This is a genomic window from Desulfurobacterium pacificum (assembly GCF_900182835.1).
Classification (GTDB): Bacteria; Aquificota; Aquificia; order Desulfurobacteriales; family Desulfurobacteriaceae; genus Desulfurobacterium_B; species Desulfurobacterium_B pacificum.
The window spans coordinates 198,150-215,770 of sequence record NZ_FXUB01000002.1 but is presented as its reverse complement, the minus strand read 5'-3'; the positions used below and the strand labels follow the sequence as shown (position 1 = coordinate 215,770).

At 41.3% G+C, this 17,621-nt stretch carries 23 protein-coding genes and 1 riboswitch; of the genes, 10 read left to right on the top strand and 13 right to left on the bottom strand.

Features of this window, described 5'->3' with window-relative positions; translation table 11 throughout:
* Positions 1-8 precede the first annotated feature (8 nt).
* Positions 9-896, top strand: a complete 888-nt coding sequence (gene rsmH, locus QOL23_RS04890; RefSeq protein WP_283400475.1) for a 16S rRNA (cytosine(1402)-N(4))-methyltransferase RsmH — start codon at positions 9-11, stop codon at positions 894-896.
* On the opposite strand, the gene rseP is transcribed toward rsmH, so the two are convergent.
* The 9 genes from rseP to QOL23_RS04845 all read right to left on the bottom strand — a co-directional run bounded on the left by rseP (position 889) and on the right by QOL23_RS04845 (position 7,189).
* Positions 889-2,169 (bottom strand): RIP metalloprotease RseP, encoded by a 1,281-nt coding sequence (rseP, locus tag QOL23_RS04885; protein WP_283400474.1) that lies wholly within the window; start codon positions 2,167-2,169, stop codon positions 889-891. The two genes, rsmH and rseP, sit on opposite strands and share 8 nt — an antisense overlap.
* Positions 2,166-3,110: a DNA polymerase III subunit delta gene (gene holA / locus QOL23_RS04880; RefSeq protein WP_283400473.1), complete on the bottom strand. Its 945-nt coding sequence runs from the start codon at positions 3,108-3,110 to the stop codon at positions 2,166-2,168. The genes rseP and holA overlap by 4 nt, the downstream gene beginning before the upstream one ends.
* Complete coding sequence (locus QOL23_RS04875; protein WP_283400472.1) at positions 3,097-3,654, bottom strand: 4Fe-4S dicluster domain-containing protein; 558 nt, start codon at positions 3,652-3,654, stop codon at positions 3,097-3,099. The genes holA and QOL23_RS04875 overlap by 14 nt, the downstream gene beginning before the upstream one ends.
* Positions 3,632-4,228, bottom strand: coding sequence for a YqaA family protein (locus QOL23_RS04870; protein ID WP_283400471.1), 597 nt, complete (start codon positions 4,226-4,228; stop codon positions 3,632-3,634). The genes QOL23_RS04875 and QOL23_RS04870 overlap by 23 nt, the downstream gene beginning before the upstream one ends.
* Before the next feature lies 1 nt (position 4,229).
* Positions 4,230-4,985, bottom strand: a complete 756-nt coding sequence (gene surE / locus QOL23_RS04865) for a 5'/3'-nucleotidase SurE (protein WP_283400470.1) — start codon at positions 4,983-4,985, stop codon at positions 4,230-4,232.
* Positions 4,978-5,226, bottom strand: coding sequence for a nicotinamide mononucleotide transporter (locus QOL23_RS04860; protein ID WP_283400469.1), 249 nt, complete (start codon positions 5,224-5,226; stop codon positions 4,978-4,980). The genes surE and QOL23_RS04860 overlap by 8 nt, the downstream gene beginning before the upstream one ends.
* A gap of 35 nt (positions 5,227-5,261) precedes the next feature.
* A complete protein-coding gene (locus QOL23_RS04855) occupies positions 5,262-5,711 on the bottom strand; it encodes a PIN domain-containing protein (protein ID WP_283400468.1) in 450 nt (149 codons plus the stop codon).
* Complete coding sequence (locus QOL23_RS04850; protein WP_283400467.1) at positions 5,712-5,915, bottom strand: hypothetical protein; 204 nt, start codon at positions 5,913-5,915, stop codon at positions 5,712-5,714. It lies immediately after the preceding gene.
* Between the two features lie 107 nt (positions 5,916-6,022).
* Complete coding sequence (locus QOL23_RS04845; RefSeq protein ID WP_283400466.1) at positions 6,023-7,189, bottom strand: carbohydrate porin; 1,167 nt, start codon at positions 7,187-7,189, stop codon at positions 6,023-6,025.
* 142 nt (positions 7,190-7,331) lie between these two features.
* On the opposite strand from QOL23_RS04845, the gene QOL23_RS04840 reads away from it, so the two are divergent.
* From QOL23_RS04840 to QOL23_RS04820, 5 genes are read left to right on the top strand one after another with little or no spacing between them, the layout of a single operon-like run.
* Positions 7,332-8,111: a DUF4198 domain-containing protein gene (locus tag QOL23_RS04840; protein ID WP_283400465.1), complete on the top strand. Its 780-nt coding sequence runs from the start codon at positions 7,332-7,334 to the stop codon at positions 8,109-8,111.
* Positions 8,111-8,719 carry a cobalt transporter CbiM gene (cbiM, locus tag QOL23_RS04835; protein ID WP_283400464.1) on the top strand — a complete coding sequence of 203 codons (609 nt, stop codon included), beginning with the start codon at positions 8,111-8,113 and terminating at the stop codon, positions 8,717-8,719. The genes QOL23_RS04840 and cbiM overlap by 1 nt, the downstream gene beginning before the upstream one ends.
* Complete coding sequence (locus QOL23_RS04830; protein ID WP_283400463.1) at positions 8,716-9,315, top strand: carboxypeptidase-like regulatory domain-containing protein; 600 nt, start codon at positions 8,716-8,718, stop codon at positions 9,313-9,315. The genes cbiM and QOL23_RS04830 overlap by 4 nt, the downstream gene beginning before the upstream one ends.
* Positions 9,312-10,031, top strand: a complete 720-nt coding sequence (locus QOL23_RS04825) for an energy-coupling factor transporter transmembrane component T family protein (protein ID WP_283400462.1) — start codon at positions 9,312-9,314, stop codon at positions 10,029-10,031. Before QOL23_RS04830 ends, QOL23_RS04825 begins: the two co-directional genes overlap by 4 nt.
* Positions 9,998-10,645 carry an energy-coupling factor ABC transporter ATP-binding protein gene (locus QOL23_RS04820; RefSeq protein ID WP_283400461.1) on the top strand — a complete coding sequence of 216 codons (648 nt, stop codon included), beginning with the start codon at positions 9,998-10,000 and terminating at the stop codon, positions 10,643-10,645. Before QOL23_RS04825 ends, QOL23_RS04820 begins: the two co-directional genes overlap by 34 nt.
* Here QOL23_RS04820 and QOL23_RS04815 read toward each other — a convergent pair.
* From QOL23_RS04815 to QOL23_RS04800, 4 genes are all read right to left on the bottom strand, one after another.
* Entirely contained in the window at positions 10,628-11,101 is a 474-nt protein-coding gene (locus tag QOL23_RS04815; protein WP_283400460.1) for a bifunctional nuclease family protein, read from the bottom strand. The genes QOL23_RS04820 and QOL23_RS04815 overlap by 18 nt on opposite strands.
* A gap of 93 nt (positions 11,102-11,194) precedes the next feature.
* Positions 11,195-11,491 (bottom strand): hypothetical protein, encoded by a 297-nt coding sequence (locus QOL23_RS04810; protein ID WP_283400459.1) that lies wholly within the window; start codon positions 11,489-11,491, stop codon positions 11,195-11,197.
* On the bottom strand, positions 11,475-12,800 hold the full coding sequence (gene miaB / locus QOL23_RS04805; RefSeq protein ID WP_283400458.1) for a tRNA (N6-isopentenyl adenosine(37)-C2)-methylthiotransferase MiaB: 1,326 nt from the start codon (positions 12,798-12,800) through the stop codon (positions 11,475-11,477). Before miaB ends, QOL23_RS04810 begins: the two co-directional genes overlap by 17 nt.
* Positions 12,801-12,809: 9 nt before the next feature.
* A complete protein-coding gene (locus QOL23_RS04800; protein ID WP_283400457.1) occupies positions 12,810-13,577 on the bottom strand; it encodes a YiaD family glycine zipper/OmpA-like lipoprotein in 768 nt (255 codons plus the stop codon).
* An 83-nt stretch (positions 13,578-13,660) separates the two neighbouring features.
* Between QOL23_RS04800 and QOL23_RS04795 the strand changes: the two genes are divergently transcribed.
* The 4 genes from QOL23_RS04795 (at position 13,661) to QOL23_RS04780 (ending at position 17,616) form a co-directional block, all read left to right on the top strand.
* Positions 13,661-14,908, top strand: a complete 1,248-nt coding sequence (locus QOL23_RS04795; protein WP_283400456.1) for a glutamate-5-semialdehyde dehydrogenase — start codon at positions 13,661-13,663, stop codon at positions 14,906-14,908.
* Positions 14,909-15,036: 128 nt separating this feature from the next.
* Positions 15,037-15,223, top strand: a riboswitch (cobalamin riboswitch).
* Between the two features lie 32 nt (positions 15,224-15,255).
* On the top strand, positions 15,256-16,017 hold the full coding sequence (locus QOL23_RS04790; protein WP_283400455.1) for a helical backbone metal receptor: 762 nt from the start codon (positions 15,256-15,258) through the stop codon (positions 16,015-16,017).
* Entirely contained in the window at positions 16,002-16,907 is a 906-nt protein-coding gene (locus QOL23_RS04785) for a FecCD family ABC transporter permease (RefSeq protein ID WP_283400454.1), read from the top strand. Before QOL23_RS04790 ends, QOL23_RS04785 begins: the two co-directional genes overlap by 16 nt.
* Entirely contained in the window at positions 16,900-17,616 is a 717-nt protein-coding gene (locus QOL23_RS04780; RefSeq protein WP_283400453.1) for an ABC transporter ATP-binding protein, read from the top strand. The genes QOL23_RS04785 and QOL23_RS04780 overlap by 8 nt, the downstream gene beginning before the upstream one ends.
* Positions 17,617-17,621: the final 5 nt, after the last annotated feature.

Here is a 17,621-nt window from a genome sequence, read left to right as displayed (position 1 = left end):
TTCAAAAATTGAAAGAAATCTATCACCCACCGGTAATGTTAAAAGAGGTTCTTGAATTTTTAAATGTAAAGAAAGGTGGCGTCTTTGTTGATGCTACTTTGGGTGGAGGGGGACATACAGAAGCGATTTTGAAGGCTTCTCCCGATGTTAAGGTTATTGGCATAGATAGAGATGAGGAAGCGATAGAGAGGGCGATAGAAAGGCTTGAACCTTTTGGTGGTAGGGTTTCCATCTATCACGCTGCTTTTTCCCAGATTGATGAGGTTTTGGAAGCCGAAGGAGTGGAAGAAATTGATGGCGTTCTCTTTGATTTGGGTGTTTCTCATTTTCATTTAAGAGGAGATAGAGGGTTTACCGTTTGGGAAGAGCAACCTCTTGATATGAGAATGGATAGGAGACAGAAACTAACCGCCAGAGATGTTGTTAATGAACTTTCTGAGAAGAAGTTAGCAGAGATAATTTTTAAATATGGCGAGGAAAGATTTGCCAGAAAAATTGCGAGAGAAATAGTTAGGCGAAGGAAAGAAGAGCCTATAGAGACAACGTTAGAATTGGCGAAAATTGTAGAGGAAGTTGTTCCTAAAAAGTTATGGGCTGGTAGAAAAAAACATCCTGCGATAAAAACGTTTCAGGCTATAAGGATATACGTCAATAAGGAATTTGAAGAAATAGAGGAAGGGATTCCAAAAGCAGCAAACTTTTTGAAACCAGGTGGCAGACTGGTGGTGATTACCTTTCACTCCTTAGAAGATGGTTTGGTGAAGAGGATAATGAAAAACTTAGAAGGCTTTAAAGTTCTTACAAAAAAACCTGTTGAACCTACAGAAAAAGAGGTAAAAGAAAATCCCGCCGCCCGTAGCGCCCGACTGAGAGCAGCAGAAAGAGTTTCTACCTGACAAGTCTCATTATATCGTTGTAGAAAACAATGACCATTAATAGAGCTAACAGGGCAAAACCCACCTGCTGGAACTTTTCTCTAAAGGAAGCAGAAAGGGGTTTCTTTCTCAGCATTTCTATTAAGAACATAACTATGAGTCCGCCGTCTAAAACGGGAAGCGGTAGCAGGTTGAAATAGCCAAGCTGCAAACTTATGAAAGCCATAAAGTATATAAAGCTAGAAATTCCTGCCTGAGCGGCTTTTCCTGCCACTTCGGCTATCATTATAGGACCGCCTAAACTCTTTATGGATGCCTGTCCTGTTATTAGCTTGTAGAGGAAAGTGAAGAAAAGAGCGGATTGGGAAACGAATTCTTCTATACCTTTTTCAACAGCTTTTATTGGAGAGTATCTGACGAACGTAACGTCAAACTTCGGAATAATCCCAATTGTGTATCTGCCGAGTTGTTTATTTAAATGGGGTTTGACCGTTATTGTAAGTTTTTTGCCATTCCTTAGAATTAAGATTTTGACAGGTTTGCCGTTACTGTTTCCGATGAGCTTAACTACCTGTCTCCAGGAAGTTATTTCGTGACCGTTTATCTGGAGGATAACGTCTCCAGGCTTTAGTCCTGCTTTTGCAGCAGGAGAACCTTTTATCACTTTCCCGACAATAGGCTTTATTGCAGGAATTACATCTACCGTTCCTATGCCGGTTTTTTCATCCATACCGGTTTTGAGTGGTACGGTTACTTTCTTCCCGTCTCTTTCAACTACTACGTTTAGCGTTTTGTCAGGATTAAGAGCAATAACTTTTGAAAACTCCTGCCAGTTTCTAATTTTTTGACCGTCAACGGAGAGTATTACATCTCCGCTTTTTAAACTTGAGTTTGCGCTTAAAACGTTTCCTACTTTGGCTGCTTCGATCTGATAAGTGGGAACGTACCTTCCTATCATAAACGAAAGCGAGAAGAAGACAACTGCCAAGAGCAGGTTCATTATAGGTCCTGCCAATGCTATGACTATTCTCTGCCACGGCGGTTTGGCGTAGAATTCATCAGGTGAGGAAGGCGGAACGTCCGGGTCTTCTCCTGCCATTTTGACGTAACCGCCTAACGGTATAAGGCTTACGGCAAACTCTGTATCGCAGCATTTAAATGTGAAAAGTTTTGGTCCAAAACCGATTGAAAACGTCTCAACTTTAACGCCGAAAAATCTTGCAGCTAAGAAGTGTCCCAACTCGTGTACAAATATCAATATTCCTAACGCTATGATAAAGTAAAGAACGGTCATTCATCCTCCAGCACTATTGATTTGATGGCTAACTCCGGCATCTTCTCGCCGCTTTTAGTTGCAAACTCTGCTTCGTGGATTTTTTGTAAGAGTAAAAATAGGTCTTTTATGGTCGTTCGTCTTGATAGTTCTTTAAAGGTTTTTTGTGCTTTAAGCGGGAGTTTAGGTTTCTCTCCGGTCAGAATAGCTATTAGTTGTCTTACCTGTGATTGTAAGAGACCTATAATTGAAAGTGGGTCAACACCTTCAGATAGAGCAGTAGAAATCAGTTTTAAGAATTCCTTTCTGTTTTTCTCTACTAAAGGAACAATTATCTCAAAAACGTTAACTCTACCGCTTGAGAACAGTATCTGCCTGACCGTTTCCTCTGTTAGTTCTCCAGGATAGGCTAACAGTTTGTCCGTTTCCTGCTTCAAGTTTAAGAGGTCTGTTCCTACAGTTTCTATTATTAACCTTATTGCTTGGTCTGATATCTGTTTCCCTGCAGATGAAAATTTTTTCTTTAGTAGGTTATAGACTGCTTTTTCGTGGTAACTTTCAGAGACTATAACAATCTCTGCTAATTCGGTTATTGTTTGAAATATTTCACTTTTAAGCTTTTTGTAATCAAGGGTTTCTGTTGCTGCAACAATGAATTCAGGTAAAGTTTTTAGAAATTTTAGAAACTTTTCTTTTTCGCTTTTTTTTCGCAGCGCAGAAGGTAAATGTTGGGCGTTTGTTATCAGTAGAACTGGCGAACTGCCGAAAAGGGACGTTCCACTGAAGCTGTATATTGCGGATAGGTCTTCGTCTGCGTAGAACTTTTCTACTTCTCTAAAGCTTGAGATTTTCTTTATTAGCTGTTCCGTAAGGTATATCTCGTCTCCGTAGATGAAAATCCTTTTCCAGGGGACGTTGTTTTTTAGCTGTTTGAGTGCGTCTTGTACCTTAACCTGTTTCATTAACCTTTACCTTTTTCATTTCAATTGCTTTAGGGTTTGTCGGGCAGCTGTGGATGCACCGTCCACACCCTTTACAATGTTCGCTGTTGAATACAGGTTTTACTAAGTTTTCAAGGGTAATGGCTTTGTCCATCTGGGGACAACTCCAGTAGCAAGTCTGGCAGAATACGTCTTGATATGCAGCACACCTGTTTTTGTTAAGAACAGCTACGTACCTAAAACGTTTAAGGTTTTCAAACGTTAGCGCTCCGTTGGGGCAATTTTCAATACAGGTGTAGCACTGCTCGCAGTAGTTTTTGTCAAAATTCATAAAGGGAGTATCAAGTATTACGGGGTGGAGTTTTGATACCTTATCAAGTACTCCTGTAGAGCAGGAAGAGATACAAGTTCCGCACCTTTTACATAGAGATAGAAATGTATCTTCGTCTGGACTTCCAGGAGGTCTTATGAATTCTTCTTGAGGTTTTGTCGCTTCATAAGTAAACTCAGCAGCTGCCTGTGCTAAGGAGTTCGCGAGAGCTTTAAAGAACTTCCTTCTGCTCATTTTCTCTTCCTTTGAGTTTTTGATAGACCATGAAAATTATAATTATTCCTATTCCTGCAAGTAGAGAGATTATATTTAAGTTTTTGTATAGGAAATTTACGATGTCCTCTCCAAACCTTTTTATCAGCAGGGCTTCAAGAAAAAATCTACTACCTCTACCAATTAATGAAAATATAAAAAGTTTCTTTAGAGAGGCGTACAGAACGCCAGACGTTACGGTAAATACCTTATAGGGTAGTGGAGTGAATCCTGCCAAAAGTATGACTAAACTTTCGTACCGGTCGTAAAGGTTGTGAACCTTTTTTACTTTTGTTTCTCCAAAAAACTTTATAGCTAAGGGTTTCCCTCCCCAGAACCCTAAGAAATATCCTCCTATTCCGCCTAAAGAGGAAAAGATAGTTGCTATGAGTGCGTACAAAAAAGCGTTTTCTGGTTTTGCAAGGCATAGAGTTATAAGTAGAACATCTGGAGGTATTGGGAAGAATATCGCTTCTATAAATGCGTTTAGGGCAAGCGCCGGCGCTCCGTACTTTAAAGCTAACTCCTGCCAGAACTGGATTGAGAGTAAATCCATTCTACCACTCGTAGTTTTTAAGAATTTCAAGAGCTTTGTAGTCTGTTAGGTCTAAGTGGATTGGAGTTATGGAAATGTAGCCGTTTTTTACCGCCCAGTAGTCTGTTCCTGGTTCAGCTTTCCAGTTAGGTTCTTCTCCGCCTATCCAGTAATAGGTTCTTCCCCACGGGTCTTTTCTGACTTCTACCTTCTCAGTGTAATCCTTTTTTCCCTGCCTTGTTACCTTAATGCCTTTTATTTCGTTTTCAGGCAAATTGGGAATGTTAACGTTGAGACAGCAGTTTTCGGGAATACCTTTTTCAAGAACTTTTTGGGTGATTCTTTTAGCCCAGTTGCCGGCTGATTCCCATTGAAAGTCCTTGAAGGTGGCTAAAGAAAACGCGATGGAAGGTATTCCTAATAAAGCACCTTCCATCGCTATTGATACAGTACCGGAATAGGTTATATCTTCGCCTAAGTTTGGTCCTCTGTTTATTCCGCCTATGACCATGTCTGGCTTTTTGCCTTTCATTATTGCGTGGATACCGATGTAAACGCAGCTTGTGGGCGTTCCATCAACGGCGAACCAGTTTTCGTCAACCTGTTCGCATCTTAGGGGGCGATGCAGGGTTAAAGCTCTACCTACGGCACTTCTTTCTCTGTCTGGTGCTACAACAACTACGTCGGCAAATTCGGAGAGTTTTTCGTAGAGAACTTTTAAGCCGTCAGACCTTATTCCATCGTCGTTAGAGAGTAGTATTAAAGGCTTTTTATCCATTGTTTGCTCCCATAAAAACCCATCTGATTATACCTACTATTTCTACTGCTCCGTAAATCAGAGAGCTAACCATTATGCCGTATTGCTTTGTGGTGTATCCATAAATTGCATACATAGCAGATGCGAAGAGGGCTACTACAAAGCCTATTTGAGGATAACCGATGGCAGTTATAAACAGCGCTACTACGCCAGTGATAGATGCTGCTATTTCCAAAGCTTTTTGAAGTTTTGTTCGCTTCACTTGGTGTACTCCTATTAATTAAGGTGTAAAGAAATTTAGTTAATTTTCAGTAATTTGGATAGTTGCTGTGAAGAATTGATTAAAGGGATACCTTCTTTTTCGCATGGTTTTGAGAAATCGCTGTCTATAGATAATAGATAATTTATTTTGTAATACTGGCAACTTGCTAAGATTAAGCTGTCGTTTGTGGATAACTTGTAGTGTTTTACGTATTTATCGGCGATTTCTTTTACTTCGTAAGGTATGTCCAACCAGGATAGAACTTTAAATATTTTAAAAACATAGTCATCTATTAAAGAGGATTTCTTTTTTCCTTTTATGACCAGTTTGTATACAGACTCGCTATACACTATGGCATTTACGTAAAGGTTAATTTTAGGATAAAGCAAATGGTTTAAGAGGATTTTCCATATATCTTTAGCTTCTTTATTTCCGTCTTGCTTTAGAGCTTCAATGATAATATTACTATCAATAAAGAGCTTCACTTAGTCACCTTGAATTATAAGGTCTTCTTCGCTAATGTTTGGAATTTCCACGGCGTTGTTCACTTCAGGATAATGTTCTTGAAGGAAAAGAACATCTTCAATTAGTTTTAATTTTCGGAGGAATTCTTTTACTGTCTGTTGATTTTTTTCTATTTCAAGGGTTTCTTTTACGTTTCCCGGGACTTTAATTACTATTTCACCCATTTTAACCTCAGTGCTGCAGTGAAATTCTTCAACCTAAAAATGTATTCTTTTTTTCTTGTTTATGCAAAAATGTGATAGAAGGGGGACGGGGAGGTCCCCGGAGAAAATTAGAAAGTAAATACCATCTTAACCATACCGGCGAAGATGGAATCGTTGTTACTTGAGCCGTTAGGGTTAACTACGTATTGAATGTCTGGCATGATGTGGAAGTTTTCCGATACTTTTATGTCGTAGTAGGTTTCAAAGTGCCATTCTGTGTCGTCATTTTCAAACTTGCTGCTTGGAATAATTGCTGCAACACCGGCTGACAGCGTGTTTCCTCTGTTAAACGGAGAATTTATTGATATTCCAGCAGATACAAATTTGTTGAACGCATAGACGTTTCTGTTGGCGTAAGATGCTCTTCCGAAAATGCCGATTTTATCTGTTATTTTTTGGTCTATAGATATTCCTGCACCCCAACCTTGTTCTGTGTCAGGTTTGGCGTTTGGGTTATCTGTTGTTTCTCCTAACTTAATATGGTCGGCTGTGTTATCCCAGATGTAAAACCTGTAGTTTCCATTTTCTGTTGAATAGTTGAGCTGCGCAGCTAAAAATGGTTTGTCAAATACGTTGTCATACTCGCTTTTTTCTCTTACTTCCCATTGTTTGTCGTCGCTATTCCAGTATATTGTAGTTTGTTGGTTACTCTGAACAAGGGCGGTGAAAGATAGGTTTTCGGATAGGGTAACCTGTGCTGCGATTAGTGGAGCGAAAAAGTCTTCAGGGTCTAATATTGGGTTGTTAACGAAAGGTTTTCCTACAAATTGGGAGACTTCATCGTTGGCGTATTCGTTGTCATCAATGAAGGCAAAAGGTTCTGTTTTCCCAACCGTTAACTGAAGTTTGCCGTTAAGGAAACTATGAGAGTAGTAGAGTTCTAAGATTTCAAAGGTTTTCCCTTCGGGGTTGTCGTCTGCTAAGGTGTTGAGGTTAGCAAACAGGGCGTCTTCAGCGTAATCAAAGATTTTGTCGGCACCTGTTCCGTCTCCTGCATGGACTCTTGTGTAGAATTCTCCGTTTTTGTCTGGGTTGAAAGAGAGTTCTAAGTCGGCAGTGTAGCCTGTTCCTGAGGGGTCAGGAATGTTAACGTTGTTGATGTCGCCCACTTTCGCGCCCTGATAGTAAAGGGTTGCATCACCGTGAAATTCCACGGGGACTTTGAGTTCAGCGCCTAAAGTGGGGAGGGAGGACATTAACAATAAAGACGTTAGTAAAAGCACCTTCCCACGCATCACTCCTCCTGTTCTTGAAAGTTTTAAGAGATTATACCAATGAGTAATACTAAAAAGCAAGAAAGTTTTACTGATTTGTTGAAAAAGTCACAAAAAAGTATTACCATAGTCGTAGATAAAATTTAAAAAGTAGGAGGTAGGTATGAGGAAATTGTTGGCTGTTGCTGCCGGGGTGTTGTTATCTTCACAGGCTTATGCTCACTTTATGGTCTTGAAGCCTAATACCGATATTGTTGAGGGGAATCAAAGGGTAATTAAGTTAGAGGCAAAGTTTACCCATCCTATGGAAGGCGGTCCTAACATGCCCTTCAGAATTCTTGATAGTGGTGCGGTTGTTGGACATCACAAGTACAAGATTCACTGGGTTAAACACATGATTCCTGCTTATGAAGGAGTGAATAAAAAAGTACCTATGTACACTGCTGATTTCAGAATAAGAAGACCGGGAGTGTATAAGTTTTATTTGGTGCCAAGCGCTTACTTTGAGCCTGCAGAGCAGAAGTTTATTAAACAGATTACCAAGGTTTATGTTGACGCTTTTGACCTTGAAGAAGGTTGGAATGAACCTGTTGGTTTGAAGATGGAGATAGTTCCACTTACTCGCCCTTGGGGATTGTGGGAAGGAAATACTTTCAGAGGAAGGGTTTACTTCCACGGTAAGCCTGCTGCAAATGTGAGGATAGAGGTTGAGTATCTTAATACTAAAGGAATTAAAGTTCCAGCAGACCCGTTTGTTACTCAGGTTATAAGAACGGATAAGGATGGATATTTTGAATATACGTTCCCATGGGCTGGTTGGTGGGGATTTTCTGCCATTGGTTACGGAGGAAAGAAGAGATATAAAGACGGCAAGCTGTATCCTGTAGAACTTGATGCTGTAATGTGGGTTAAAGCCTATCCGAAACCAGAGGGGGTTAAGTAATGCATATCTCTGAAGGAGTTTTACCAGGTTGGGTTTTAGTTACAGGTTGGGTTCTGACAGCTGCTGGAACTTATGTGGGCTTGAAGAAGATAAATCAAAAGAATTTACCATTAGCGGCTTTGATGTCAGCAGTTTTCTTCGTTGCTTCTCTTATTCACGTTCCGCTTGGTCCTACCAGCGTTCACTTACTTTTTAACGGTTTAACGGGGTTGCTCCTTGGGTGGGCAACCTTTCCTGTTTTATTGGTGGCTTTGTTTTTGCAGGCTGTTCTTTTTCAGTTTGGTGGTATAACGGTTTTAGGAGTGAATACTTTTAATATGGCTATTGGTGGTGTTGTTGCTTACTACCTTTGCAGACCTTTTCTGAAAAAGGACAAAGGATTTGTTGTAGCCGGTATTTTGGGAGCGGTTGTTGCGGTTCTTACGGCTGGATTCTTAGTAGCTTTGGAGCTAACCACTATAGGGCAGGAATTTATCGTCAATGCAAAACTGGTCTTGTTAGCGCACATTCCTGTAATGGTTATAGAAGCGATTGTTAACGTGTTTGTTCTTTACTTTATTAGAAGGAATCTTCCGGAGATGCTTGACTTGGAGGGAAGTGAGAAATGAAAAGGTTAGTCATTCTTTTGACAGTGCTGTTTGTTGCAATTTTTTCAAACGCTTTTGCCCACAAAATTACTGCTTTTACCGATTTAGAGGGGAATAAGTTATCTGTTTATAGTTATTTTAACGATGGAACGCCTGCGAAACACGCGCAGGTTATAATATATGATGAGAAAACAGGTAAAAAAGTTATTACTGGTTATACAGATAATGAGGGAAATTATTCCTGTACGCTGCCGCATCCTGGTAAGTACAAAGTAGTTGTGAATGCAGAGTTAGGGCATAGGGCTGTTGCAGAGGTTGATTACGGTTCGGTAGAGCAGGCAGCTTCTGCAGAACAACCTTCGTCTTCTAAAAATGTTTCGCAAGGTATGTCTAATTCTGCGAATGCACCTGTGGCAGGCGTTTCTGCAGATGAGATAAGGAAGATTGTAAGGGAGGAGTTGAAGGAGCAACTCCAGCCTATTGACAGAAAGCTTTTAAAGATAGAGGAGCAGGTTTCTGCCATTCATTTGAAAGATGTTTTTGGTGGTCTTGGTTGGATAGTTGGTATCTTTGGAGCTGCTGCGTTTGGTTATAGTTTTAGGAGGAAAGAGGCTTGAACTATTTTGAAGCTTTGGGGAAGAAATCGTTTCTCTACAGGCTTGATGCGAGGGTGAAACTTGTCGTTTTGTTGCTTTTCGCCTGGAAGATTGCGCTGTCTTCCTCTTTTGGTGAGGTTTTAGGATTTGTTCCTTTTGTCGCTGCGCTGCTTTTTTGTTTGCGGGGGGATGTGGGGCGGATTTTCCGCATCCTCCTTGCTGCTGATGCTTTTCTTATTTTTTTAGTTGTTTCAGCTTTTATTTATGGAAATGTTAGTTTGGGTTTACTCCTGTTTTTGAAGTCTAACGAGATATTGGTTATAAGTATTGCTTTACTTATGACTTCTGAACCTTTTCAGATTTTTAGAGCTTTCAGAGATTTCAGGTTGCCTGCAAAGTTGGTGCAGCTGTTTTTTTTAACCTACCGATATATTTATACAATTTACGATGAGTATCGTTTGATGTTGAAGTCTGCGTACTGTAGGGGATTTAGACCTAAGACGAGTTTGAATACGTACAAAACGTACGCGTATATATTGGCTAATTTGTTGGTTAAGAGTTACTTTAGGGCTGATAGGATATATAAAGCTATGCTTTGTAGAGGGTTTAGGGGGGAGTTTCCGGTTTACGGGGAGTCTAAGATGAAAAAAGAGGATTACGCTTTTGCAGTTGTGAGCTTTTTAGTTTTTACGGTGGTGGAGTTATGGAGCTTATCAGGACAGAGAACCTTTCTGTAAAGAGAGGTGGTAGAGAAGTTCTTAAGAACGTTGATTTTTCTCTTCATGAGAGAGAAAAGATTTTTATCGTAGGTCCTAACGGTTCTGGTAAAACGACTTTTGCTGAAACTTTGATGGGGTTTGTGGAGTTTGAGGGGAGGATTTTTTTTGAAGGGAAAGAGGTGGAAGGAGAGGAGGATTTTTATAATTTGAGGACTAAAGTTGGTTACGTTTTCCAAAATCCAGACGACCAGCTGTTTTCTCCTACCGTTGAGGAGGAACTGGCGTTTGCGCCTATGAACTTGGGCTATAGTAAGGAAGAGGTTAAAGCTTTAGTTGAAAGCGTTTTAGAAAGGTTTGGAATACGACATTTGAAAGATACTCCTATATATAAGCTTTCTGGTGGTCAAAAAAGGCTTGTTTCTATTGCTGCCGTTATGACTATGAATCCTAAGGGACTTATACTGGACGAACCTACGAACGGTTTGGATGAGAAGAACTTCTTTATGTTGGTTGACTTTCTCAAAAGCGTTGAAAAAGCTGTAATTGTTATCACTCACGATAAAAATCTTATTGATGCCCTTGACTGGAAAAAGTATTACCTAAAAGATGGCAGTTTAACTTTCGTCAAATAGTTCTCTTATTAGTTTCTCCCACTGTTCCTCACAGTCTTCACCTTCGCATCTATCTAACGGAATGCTGGAAGCTTTTTCAATAACTTCTCTTTCTACGTAGATAGGAGCGCCTACCCGAACAGCCATGTTTATCGCATCGCTCGGTCTTGCATCTATCCTTATTACTTCACCATCGGGTCTTTTGACTTCAATTACTGCGAAGTAGATTCCTTTGTCAAAATCGTTGATTACTACTCTTTCTATTTCTCCGCCGAACGCTGCTAAAAGTTCTCTTATCAGGTCGTAGGGGAAAGGTCTTGGCGGGACTGCTCCTAAAAGTTCTGTTTCGAGGAGTTCGGCTTCCCACATTCCTACCCAGATGGGAATGGCGAATCGTTCCCTTGCGTTGCCTAAAATGATGATAGGCATGCCGTTCATTCTGTCCTGAGTGATTCCTATTACGGATACCTCGACCATGATGACCTCTCCTGTAAATAGTGTTTTATCTTTAAAATAAACTTTTCTATGTCCATTTCACTACATGGAGTATTAATATGTTCTTCTGGGTTTTCAAAAGGGTGTTCGTGGCAAATTTTGGAGCTCCTTCAGTTTCTTTTCGCAGTAACGTATTCCTTCTACTGCGTGTTCCCATTCTATGTAGTCGTTTTCTACTTCCCAAGAGTAGTTGTGCTTTTCTAAGAGTTTTGATTTTTCAAATTCTTCGAACGATAGTTTGTATTTTTCTTCAAGAGTTTTATTTGTCTTTTTGTATTTTTGTAGTTTCCTCTTTAACTCTTTTTCAAGGGCTTCTATAACCAGCCTGTAGGGAAAAGTCTTAAAGAAGTCTTCTTTAGTTTCTGTTTTCATTTTTGTCTCCTTCGTGGTGTTGCCCTTCTAAGAAGAAGGGGGTAGTTTTCGTGATTTTCACTTTAACGATTTTTCCTATTAAATTTTCATTTCCTGTGAAGTTAACGACTTTGTTGTCTCTCGTTCTCCCTGTTAGTTTATCTCCCCACTGGCTTTTACCCTCAACTAAGACTTCTTCTACCTTGTTGAGTCTTTTAAGGTTTTTCTTTTCTGCCTGCTTTTTGATTAATTCCTGAAGTATTTGTAATCTCCTGTTCTTTTCTTCTTTCGGAACGTTGTCTTCCATCTGGTAGGCTTTTGTTAAAGGTCTTGGAGAGTATTCAAAGACGAAAGCCTGGTCGTAGGTGCATCTTTCTACGAGTGATAAGGTTTCTTCAAAGTCTTTTACCGTTTCGCCTGGGAATCCAACTATGAAGTCTCCAGATAGTGCAACATCCGGAACGTACTCTCTGAGCATCTCTACCTTTTGTATGTATTCTTCTCTTGTGTAGCCTCTGTTCATGAGTTTGAGGATTCTGTTTGAACCGCTTTGAGGCGGAAGGTGAACGTAAGGACAGACTTTTTCTATCTCTTTCATTGCTCGGGCTATCTTTTCTGTGAAGCCTGCAGGGTGGCTTGTCGTAAAGCGAATGCGTTCTATTCCTTTGATTTCTGCAACCATGTATAGAAGGTCTGCAAGGTCGGTGTTTTTGTATCTGTAAAAGTCAACGTTCTGTCCTAAGAGGTGAACCTCTTTTACGCCTCTTTCTGCAAGTCTCTTGATTTCTTCTAATACAAGTTCAGGTTTGACGCTTCTTTCTCTTCCTCTTGTGAAGGGGACTATGCAGTATGTGCAGAAGCGGTTGCAGCCTCTCTGGACTGTAACGTAGGCAACGTATGGGTTTTCAAGGTAGCTGTCTATAAGGGGGAGGTGGTCTTCTTCGGGGATTTTTTCTTCAAGTATTTCAGTAGTTCTTCCCTCTTTTGCTTTTTCAAGAAGTTCGGGGAGTTTAACGAAATTGAACGTTCCAAAAATTAGGTCAACGTGCTCAAACCTTAAAAGGTGTTCTTTCTCTTTTTGAGGAACGCATCCGGCAATGGCTATGATGGTTGATGGTTTCTCTTTTTTTAGTTTTTTCAGGTTTCCAATGAAACTGTAAGCTTTGTTGTCCGGCTTTGCCCTTACAGAGCAGGTGTTGACAATTATTACGTCTGCTTCTTCTGGCGATTCAGCTTTTTCATAACCCAAGTCTTTTAACATTCCTGCCATCTTTTCTGAATCGTTGACGTTCATCTGGCAGCCGAACGTTTTTATGAAGAATCGCTTCATTTTTTCTCCCTATCTGCAGTAACTGCAAGGTTCCGGGATTGTTGCGCCTTTAGGGTAAACCATAATTTCTACTCTTCTGTTGAGTGCTCTACCTTCTGGTGTGTTGTTTGGCGCTATGGGGCATTTGGGTCCGCAGCCAAAGACTAATATACGGGTTGGGTCAACGCCGTTGAGAATTAAAAACTTTCTTACGGCTTCTGCCCTTTTTGTTGAAAGTTCAACGTTGTAGTTGAAATCCCCTGTGCTGTCTGTAAATCCTGCGATAACTATCACGTTGTCAGGATTCTGTCTGAGAGTTTCAGCTATTCTCCTAAGGGTTTCTTTGGCTTCTGGTTTAAGTGTATAGCTGTCAAAGTCGAACAGGACGCTGTTTTTGAATATTACTCTTACCTTATCTGGTTCTTTTACCACAGCAACAGGTTTTTCTTCACTGATAGGTGGCTTTGCAGGTCTAACTGCCGGGTTTGTGTTATCTATAGGTTTAACGCCTACGTCATTTCCCAACTCTTCTGCCTGCTGTTCTAAAGCGTAACCTATAGCACCACCGACTATTGCACCGATGGCTGCACCTATCAGGACTCTTTTCCCTTTATTGCTGCCTGAAGGTCCTGTTGCTGCGCCTAAAGCGCCACCTACTACAGCGCCGATGGCTGCGCCTGCAACCGTTTTATTTACTTTCTGCTGCTGTGCTGGTTGAGTTTGCGGCGTTGTTCCTGTTGTTGCGCATCCTGCTGTGAACGCTACTGCTGTTATGGTTAATATCAGTTTCTTCCACATGGATTTCTCCTGAAACTTTGATTTTAATAAGAATTTAGTTTCATTTTGTTAGAATTTCCACGAAATTCTGCAGGGGGAGAGGTATGAACGTTGAAGATATAGCTAAAAAAGCGAAAGAAGTAAGTTATCAGCTTGTGGATATTTCAACTGAGGTAAAAAACAGGGTTTTGTTGAGAGCAGCTGAATTAATTGAGGAGAAGAGAGAAGTTATAGAAAAGGAGAATAAAAAGGACTTAGTTGCAGGAGAGGAAAAAGGTCTTTCAAAGGCGATGCTTGATAGGTTGCTTCTTAATGAAAAGAGAATAAAGGGGATGGTTCAGGTTCTTCACGACGTTGCTGCTCTGAACGACCCCGTTGGTGAAGTTATAAAAATGTGGAAGAGACCTAACGGTTTGAAAATAGGAAAGATGAGAGTTCCTTTGGGTGTTGTGGGAATTATTTACGAGTCAAGACCTAACGTTACTGTTGAAGCTGCTTCTTTGTGTATTAAAAGCTCTAATGCGGTGATTTTAAAGGGAGGTTCTGAAGCTATTAACTCAAACCGCGTTCTTGTAAGTATTTTGAAAGAGGCTGCTGCTTCTGAAGGATTTCCTGAAGAGGCGATTCAGTTTATGGATACGACTGACAGGTCTGCAGTGAAAGAGATGCTTCAGCTTGATGAGTATATAGACGTTGTAATTCCAAGAGGCGGAGAAGGCTTAATAAGGTTTGTGGCTGAAAATGCCAGAATGCCTGTTATAAAGCATTATAAGGGCGTTTGTCACGTTTACGTTGATGAGTTTGCAGACTTAGAGAAAGCCTGGAAGATATGCTTTAACGCCAAAGTTCAGAGACCGGGCGTTTGTAACGCCATGGAAACGATGCTTGTTCACTCGGCAGTTGCAGAAGCGTTTTTGCCTAAAATGATAGGAATGTTTAAGGAAGCTGGTGTTGAGATTAGAGGATGTGATAGAACGAGGGCTTTTGCGCCAGATTACGTAAAGCCTGCAACGGAAGATGACTGGTATGCTGAATACCTTGACCTGATTTTGGCAGTTAGGGTTGTTGATTCTTTAGATGAAGCTATTGACCATATTAATACTTACGGTTCTCACCATAGCGATGCAATAGTCACAGAGAATTACACAAATGGAATGAAGTTTTTGAACAGGGTTGATTCAGCTGCTGTTTACATAAACGCTTCTACGAGATTTACGGACGGTAACGTTTTCGGACTTGGTGCGGAGATGGGTATTTCTACCGATAAGGTTCACGTAAGAGGTCCTATGGGACTTGAAGACCTTACCATTCCTAAATACATCATTTTCGGTGATGGGCAGATAAGGGAGTGAAGTTGATTTCAAACTCAACCTTTGGGACGTTGCTGTTCTGGTTTTTTATAGTTGTTACTGTTGCTTGGACTGTTGTGGCTGTGGGGGGGAGGATTTTTTCTTCCTTGAGGAAAAAGTGAAGGAAAGTGTAAAATTTGGCTGGCGCAGGTGAACGGGAAGTCCGGTGAAAATCCGGCGCTGTCCCCGCAACCGTGAGCAGGGAGAATAACAAGGGCTTTAGCCACTGGGAGGTTGGGTGGTAAGCCTGCCTTCCGGGAAGGTTAAAGCCTTTTGAATCCTGCGAGCCGGGAGACCGGCCTGCGCTGAATCTGCTGCTTCCTGCGGGGGTTCAGGAAGCGGGAGGGTTAATGAGGGTTCTTTTTTTGTTTTTCTTTATTTTTCTAATTTTTGGGAATGCTTTTGCTTTTGAAAGGATTGTTAGTCTTTCCCCTGCCCTTACAGAAATGGTCGTTTACGCTGGTGCTGAAGATAAGTTGGTTGGTGTGACTGACTTTTGCACCCTGAACGTTAAGGCAGAAAAGGTTGGGGGAATAGTTAACCCAAACGTTGAAAAAATTATTTCCCTTAAGCCAGACCTGATTCTCGCTACAAATATGACACCACCGGGAATCAGGAAAGTTTTAAGTAGGGTGGCGAAAGTTGTTGTTTTTCACCTTGTGAGTTTAAAGGAAGTTGAAGATGCCGTTGAATCTGTTGGGAATTTAGTTGGTTCTGATGGTAAGGAATTGAGGGAGCGATTTGAGAAGGAATTAGATAGTTCTTTAAAAACTGTTTCCTGCTTAAAAGGTAAGAAAGTTATTGTTCTTGTTTCCTGCAGTCCGATTTACGTTGCTGGTGGAGAAAGTTACATAGGACAAGCACTGTCTTTAGCTGGGTTGAGAATAGTTCCTGAAAACGTTTCGTTTGGTGCTGTTTCTGCTGAGTTTGTCGTTCAAAATGGGGAAATAGCTGTCCTTTCGTGCCACAACGGCGGTGGGGATTTGAAGTTACTGCTGAGAAAGTTTGGTTTGAAGGTATATGAAGTGCCAGGGAGTTTCTTGCTTCACCCATCGCCGATGTTTTTAAGGGGCGTTAAATATTTGGGGGAGGAAGCTTGCGGTTTAAGATAACGATTGCTTTTCTTCTGATTCTGACAATAGCTGTTTTTTTGCTGTTTTTAGGCTGGAAGTTGAATGATGAAAGGGTTTTGATGTGGCTGAGGCTTCCGGAAGCTCTTGTTGCTTTCTCTTTCGGCGGAGTTTTAGGAATCACCGGCGTGGTTTATCAGGGGGTTTTGAAAAATCCCCTCGCCTCCCCCTACATCTTGGGCGTTTCTGCGGGGGCGGCTTTCGGGGCAACTGTGGCTGCTTTTTTCTCTTTTCCTGTTATTTCGGGAGCGATTCTTGGAAGTCTGGTGACCGTTTTCCTTTTAGTTCTGTTTTCAGCTGTTTACAGGACTTCTGCCGAAATACTCCTGTTCGGTGTCGGCATAAATGCGTTTTTGTCTTCCTTGATACTCTTCCTTTACGCTGTTATGCCCTCTTTCACCGTTCAGGATGCGCTCTTTTTTACGTTGGGTTTTATCTCTCCTCAGCCTTTAAAATTTTCTGCTTTGCTGTTTCTGATTTCTTTACTCGCCATCTTCGTTCTCCTTCCTTTCGGGAAGTGGGTGGATGCGCTTTCTCTTGGAGAGTTGGGCGTTTTCTCTGGCGTGAGGTTTGAGAGAGAGGGGATTATCCTCTTGATTTTATCAGCGCTTTTCGTTTCTGTTTTCGTTGGAACTGTTGGCATTGTTGGATTTGTCGGCATCGTTGTTCCGCACATAGGAAGGCTTTTAGGTTTCAGAGTTTCTAACTACCTGATGCCCGTTTCGTTTTTGGTTGGCGGCGTGCTTCTTCTGTTTTCTCAGTTTTTAGCGAGGACGCTGGTGTATCCGACGGTGCTTCCGGTTGGGGCGATTACCGCTGTTGTAGGCGTTCCCTTGTTCCTTTACGTTTTGTGGAGGGCGGGGCGTGCTTGAAGTAAGTGTTGAAAAAGCGGGAATTGTTAGCGGTGTTGAGTTTACCCTTTCTCCCGGAACGGTTTTAGGAATAGCCGGTAAGAACGGGAGCGGTAAGACAACTCTTTTGAAGTTTATTGCAGGTGTTTTTGAAGGGAAAGGGCGGATAAGGTGGAAGGGAAAGGACTTGAAGGAGTTATCGTTCAGAGAGCGGATGAAAGTGGTTAACGCAGTTCCTCAAAATTTTGAACCGAACCTGTTTTATAGCGTTTACGAGGTTGTTGAATCTTCTTCGCCTGTGCGTTTGAGAAAAAAAGATATAGACGAAGTTCTTGAGAAAGTCGGGCTTAGTGGGTTTGGGGGGAGGATTTTTGCTAAGTTAAGTGGCGGAGAGAAGGTAAGAGTTCTCATTGCGAGGCTTTTGGCTATAGACCCGGATGTTGTCCTTTTTGACGAGCCATCTGCTTTTCTTGACCCTGATGTTGCTGTAGCTGTTGCCGAAATTGTAGGAGAGTTAAAAGATAGAGGAAAGGTTGTAATTGTTGCTTCTCACGATGTGTTGTTTTTGCTTGATACTTGCGACCTTTTTTTGGGATTGAAAGAGGGGAGGGAGGTTTTTTGGGGAGGGAGGGGGGATTTTTTACGGTCGCTGCAGTTAATCTACGACGTTCCTTTAAAAGTTGCCGAAGTGGATGGAGAACTTTTCATAAAACCAAACTACAGGAGGTAGAAAAA

Coding starts and splice junctions, on each gene's coding strand:
- QOL23_RS04820 (WP_283400461.1), top strand. CDS start 9,998: ATGGAGCTTATCAGGACAGAGAACCTTTCTGTAAAGAGAGGTGGTAGA.
- QOL23_RS04875 (WP_283400472.1), bottom strand. CDS start 3,654: ATGAGCAGAAGGAAGTTCTTTAAAGCTCTCGCGAACTCCTTAGCACAG.
- surE (WP_283400470.1), bottom strand. CDS start 4,985: ATGGATAAAAAGCCTTTAATACTACTCTCTAACGACGATGGAATAAGG.
- QOL23_RS04800 (WP_283400457.1), bottom strand. CDS start 13,577: ATGTGGAAGAAACTGATATTAACCATAACAGCAGTAGCGTTCACAGCA.
- QOL23_RS04830 (WP_283400463.1), top strand. CDS start 8,716: ATGAAAAGGTTAGTCATTCTTTTGACAGTGCTGTTTGTTGCAATTTTT.
- QOL23_RS04850 (WP_283400467.1), bottom strand. CDS start 5,915: ATGGGTGAAATAGTAATTAAAGTCCCGGGAAACGTAAAAGAAACCCTT.
- QOL23_RS04795 (WP_283400456.1), top strand. CDS start 13,661: ATGAACGTTGAAGATATAGCTAAAAAAGCGAAAGAAGTAAGTTATCAG.
- rseP (WP_283400474.1), bottom strand. CDS start 2,169: ATGACCGTTCTTTACTTTATCATAGCGTTAGGAATATTGATATTTGTA.
- miaB (WP_283400458.1), bottom strand. CDS start 12,800: ATGAAGCGATTCTTCATAAAAACGTTCGGCTGCCAGATGAACGTCAAC.
- QOL23_RS04840 (WP_283400465.1), top strand. CDS start 7,332: ATGAGGAAATTGTTGGCTGTTGCTGCCGGGGTGTTGTTATCTTCACAG.
- QOL23_RS04845 (WP_283400466.1), bottom strand. CDS start 7,189: ATGCGTGGGAAGGTGCTTTTACTAACGTCTTTATTGTTAATGTCCTCC.
- cbiM (WP_283400464.1), top strand. CDS start 8,111: ATGCATATCTCTGAAGGAGTTTTACCAGGTTGGGTTTTAGTTACAGGT.
- holA (WP_283400473.1), bottom strand. CDS start 3,110: ATGAAACAGGTTAAGGTACAAGACGCACTCAAACAGCTAAAAAACAAC.
- QOL23_RS04870 (WP_283400471.1), bottom strand. CDS start 4,228: ATGGATTTACTCTCAATCCAGTTCTGGCAGGAGTTAGCTTTAAAGTAC.
- QOL23_RS04810 (WP_283400459.1), bottom strand. CDS start 11,491: ATGAAAACAGAAACTAAAGAAGACTTCTTTAAGACTTTTCCCTACAGG.
- QOL23_RS04815 (WP_283400460.1), bottom strand. CDS start 11,101: ATGGTCGAGGTATCCGTAATAGGAATCACTCAGGACAGAATGAACGGC.
- QOL23_RS04790 (WP_283400455.1), top strand. CDS start 15,256: ATGAGGGTTCTTTTTTTGTTTTTCTTTATTTTTCTAATTTTTGGGAAT.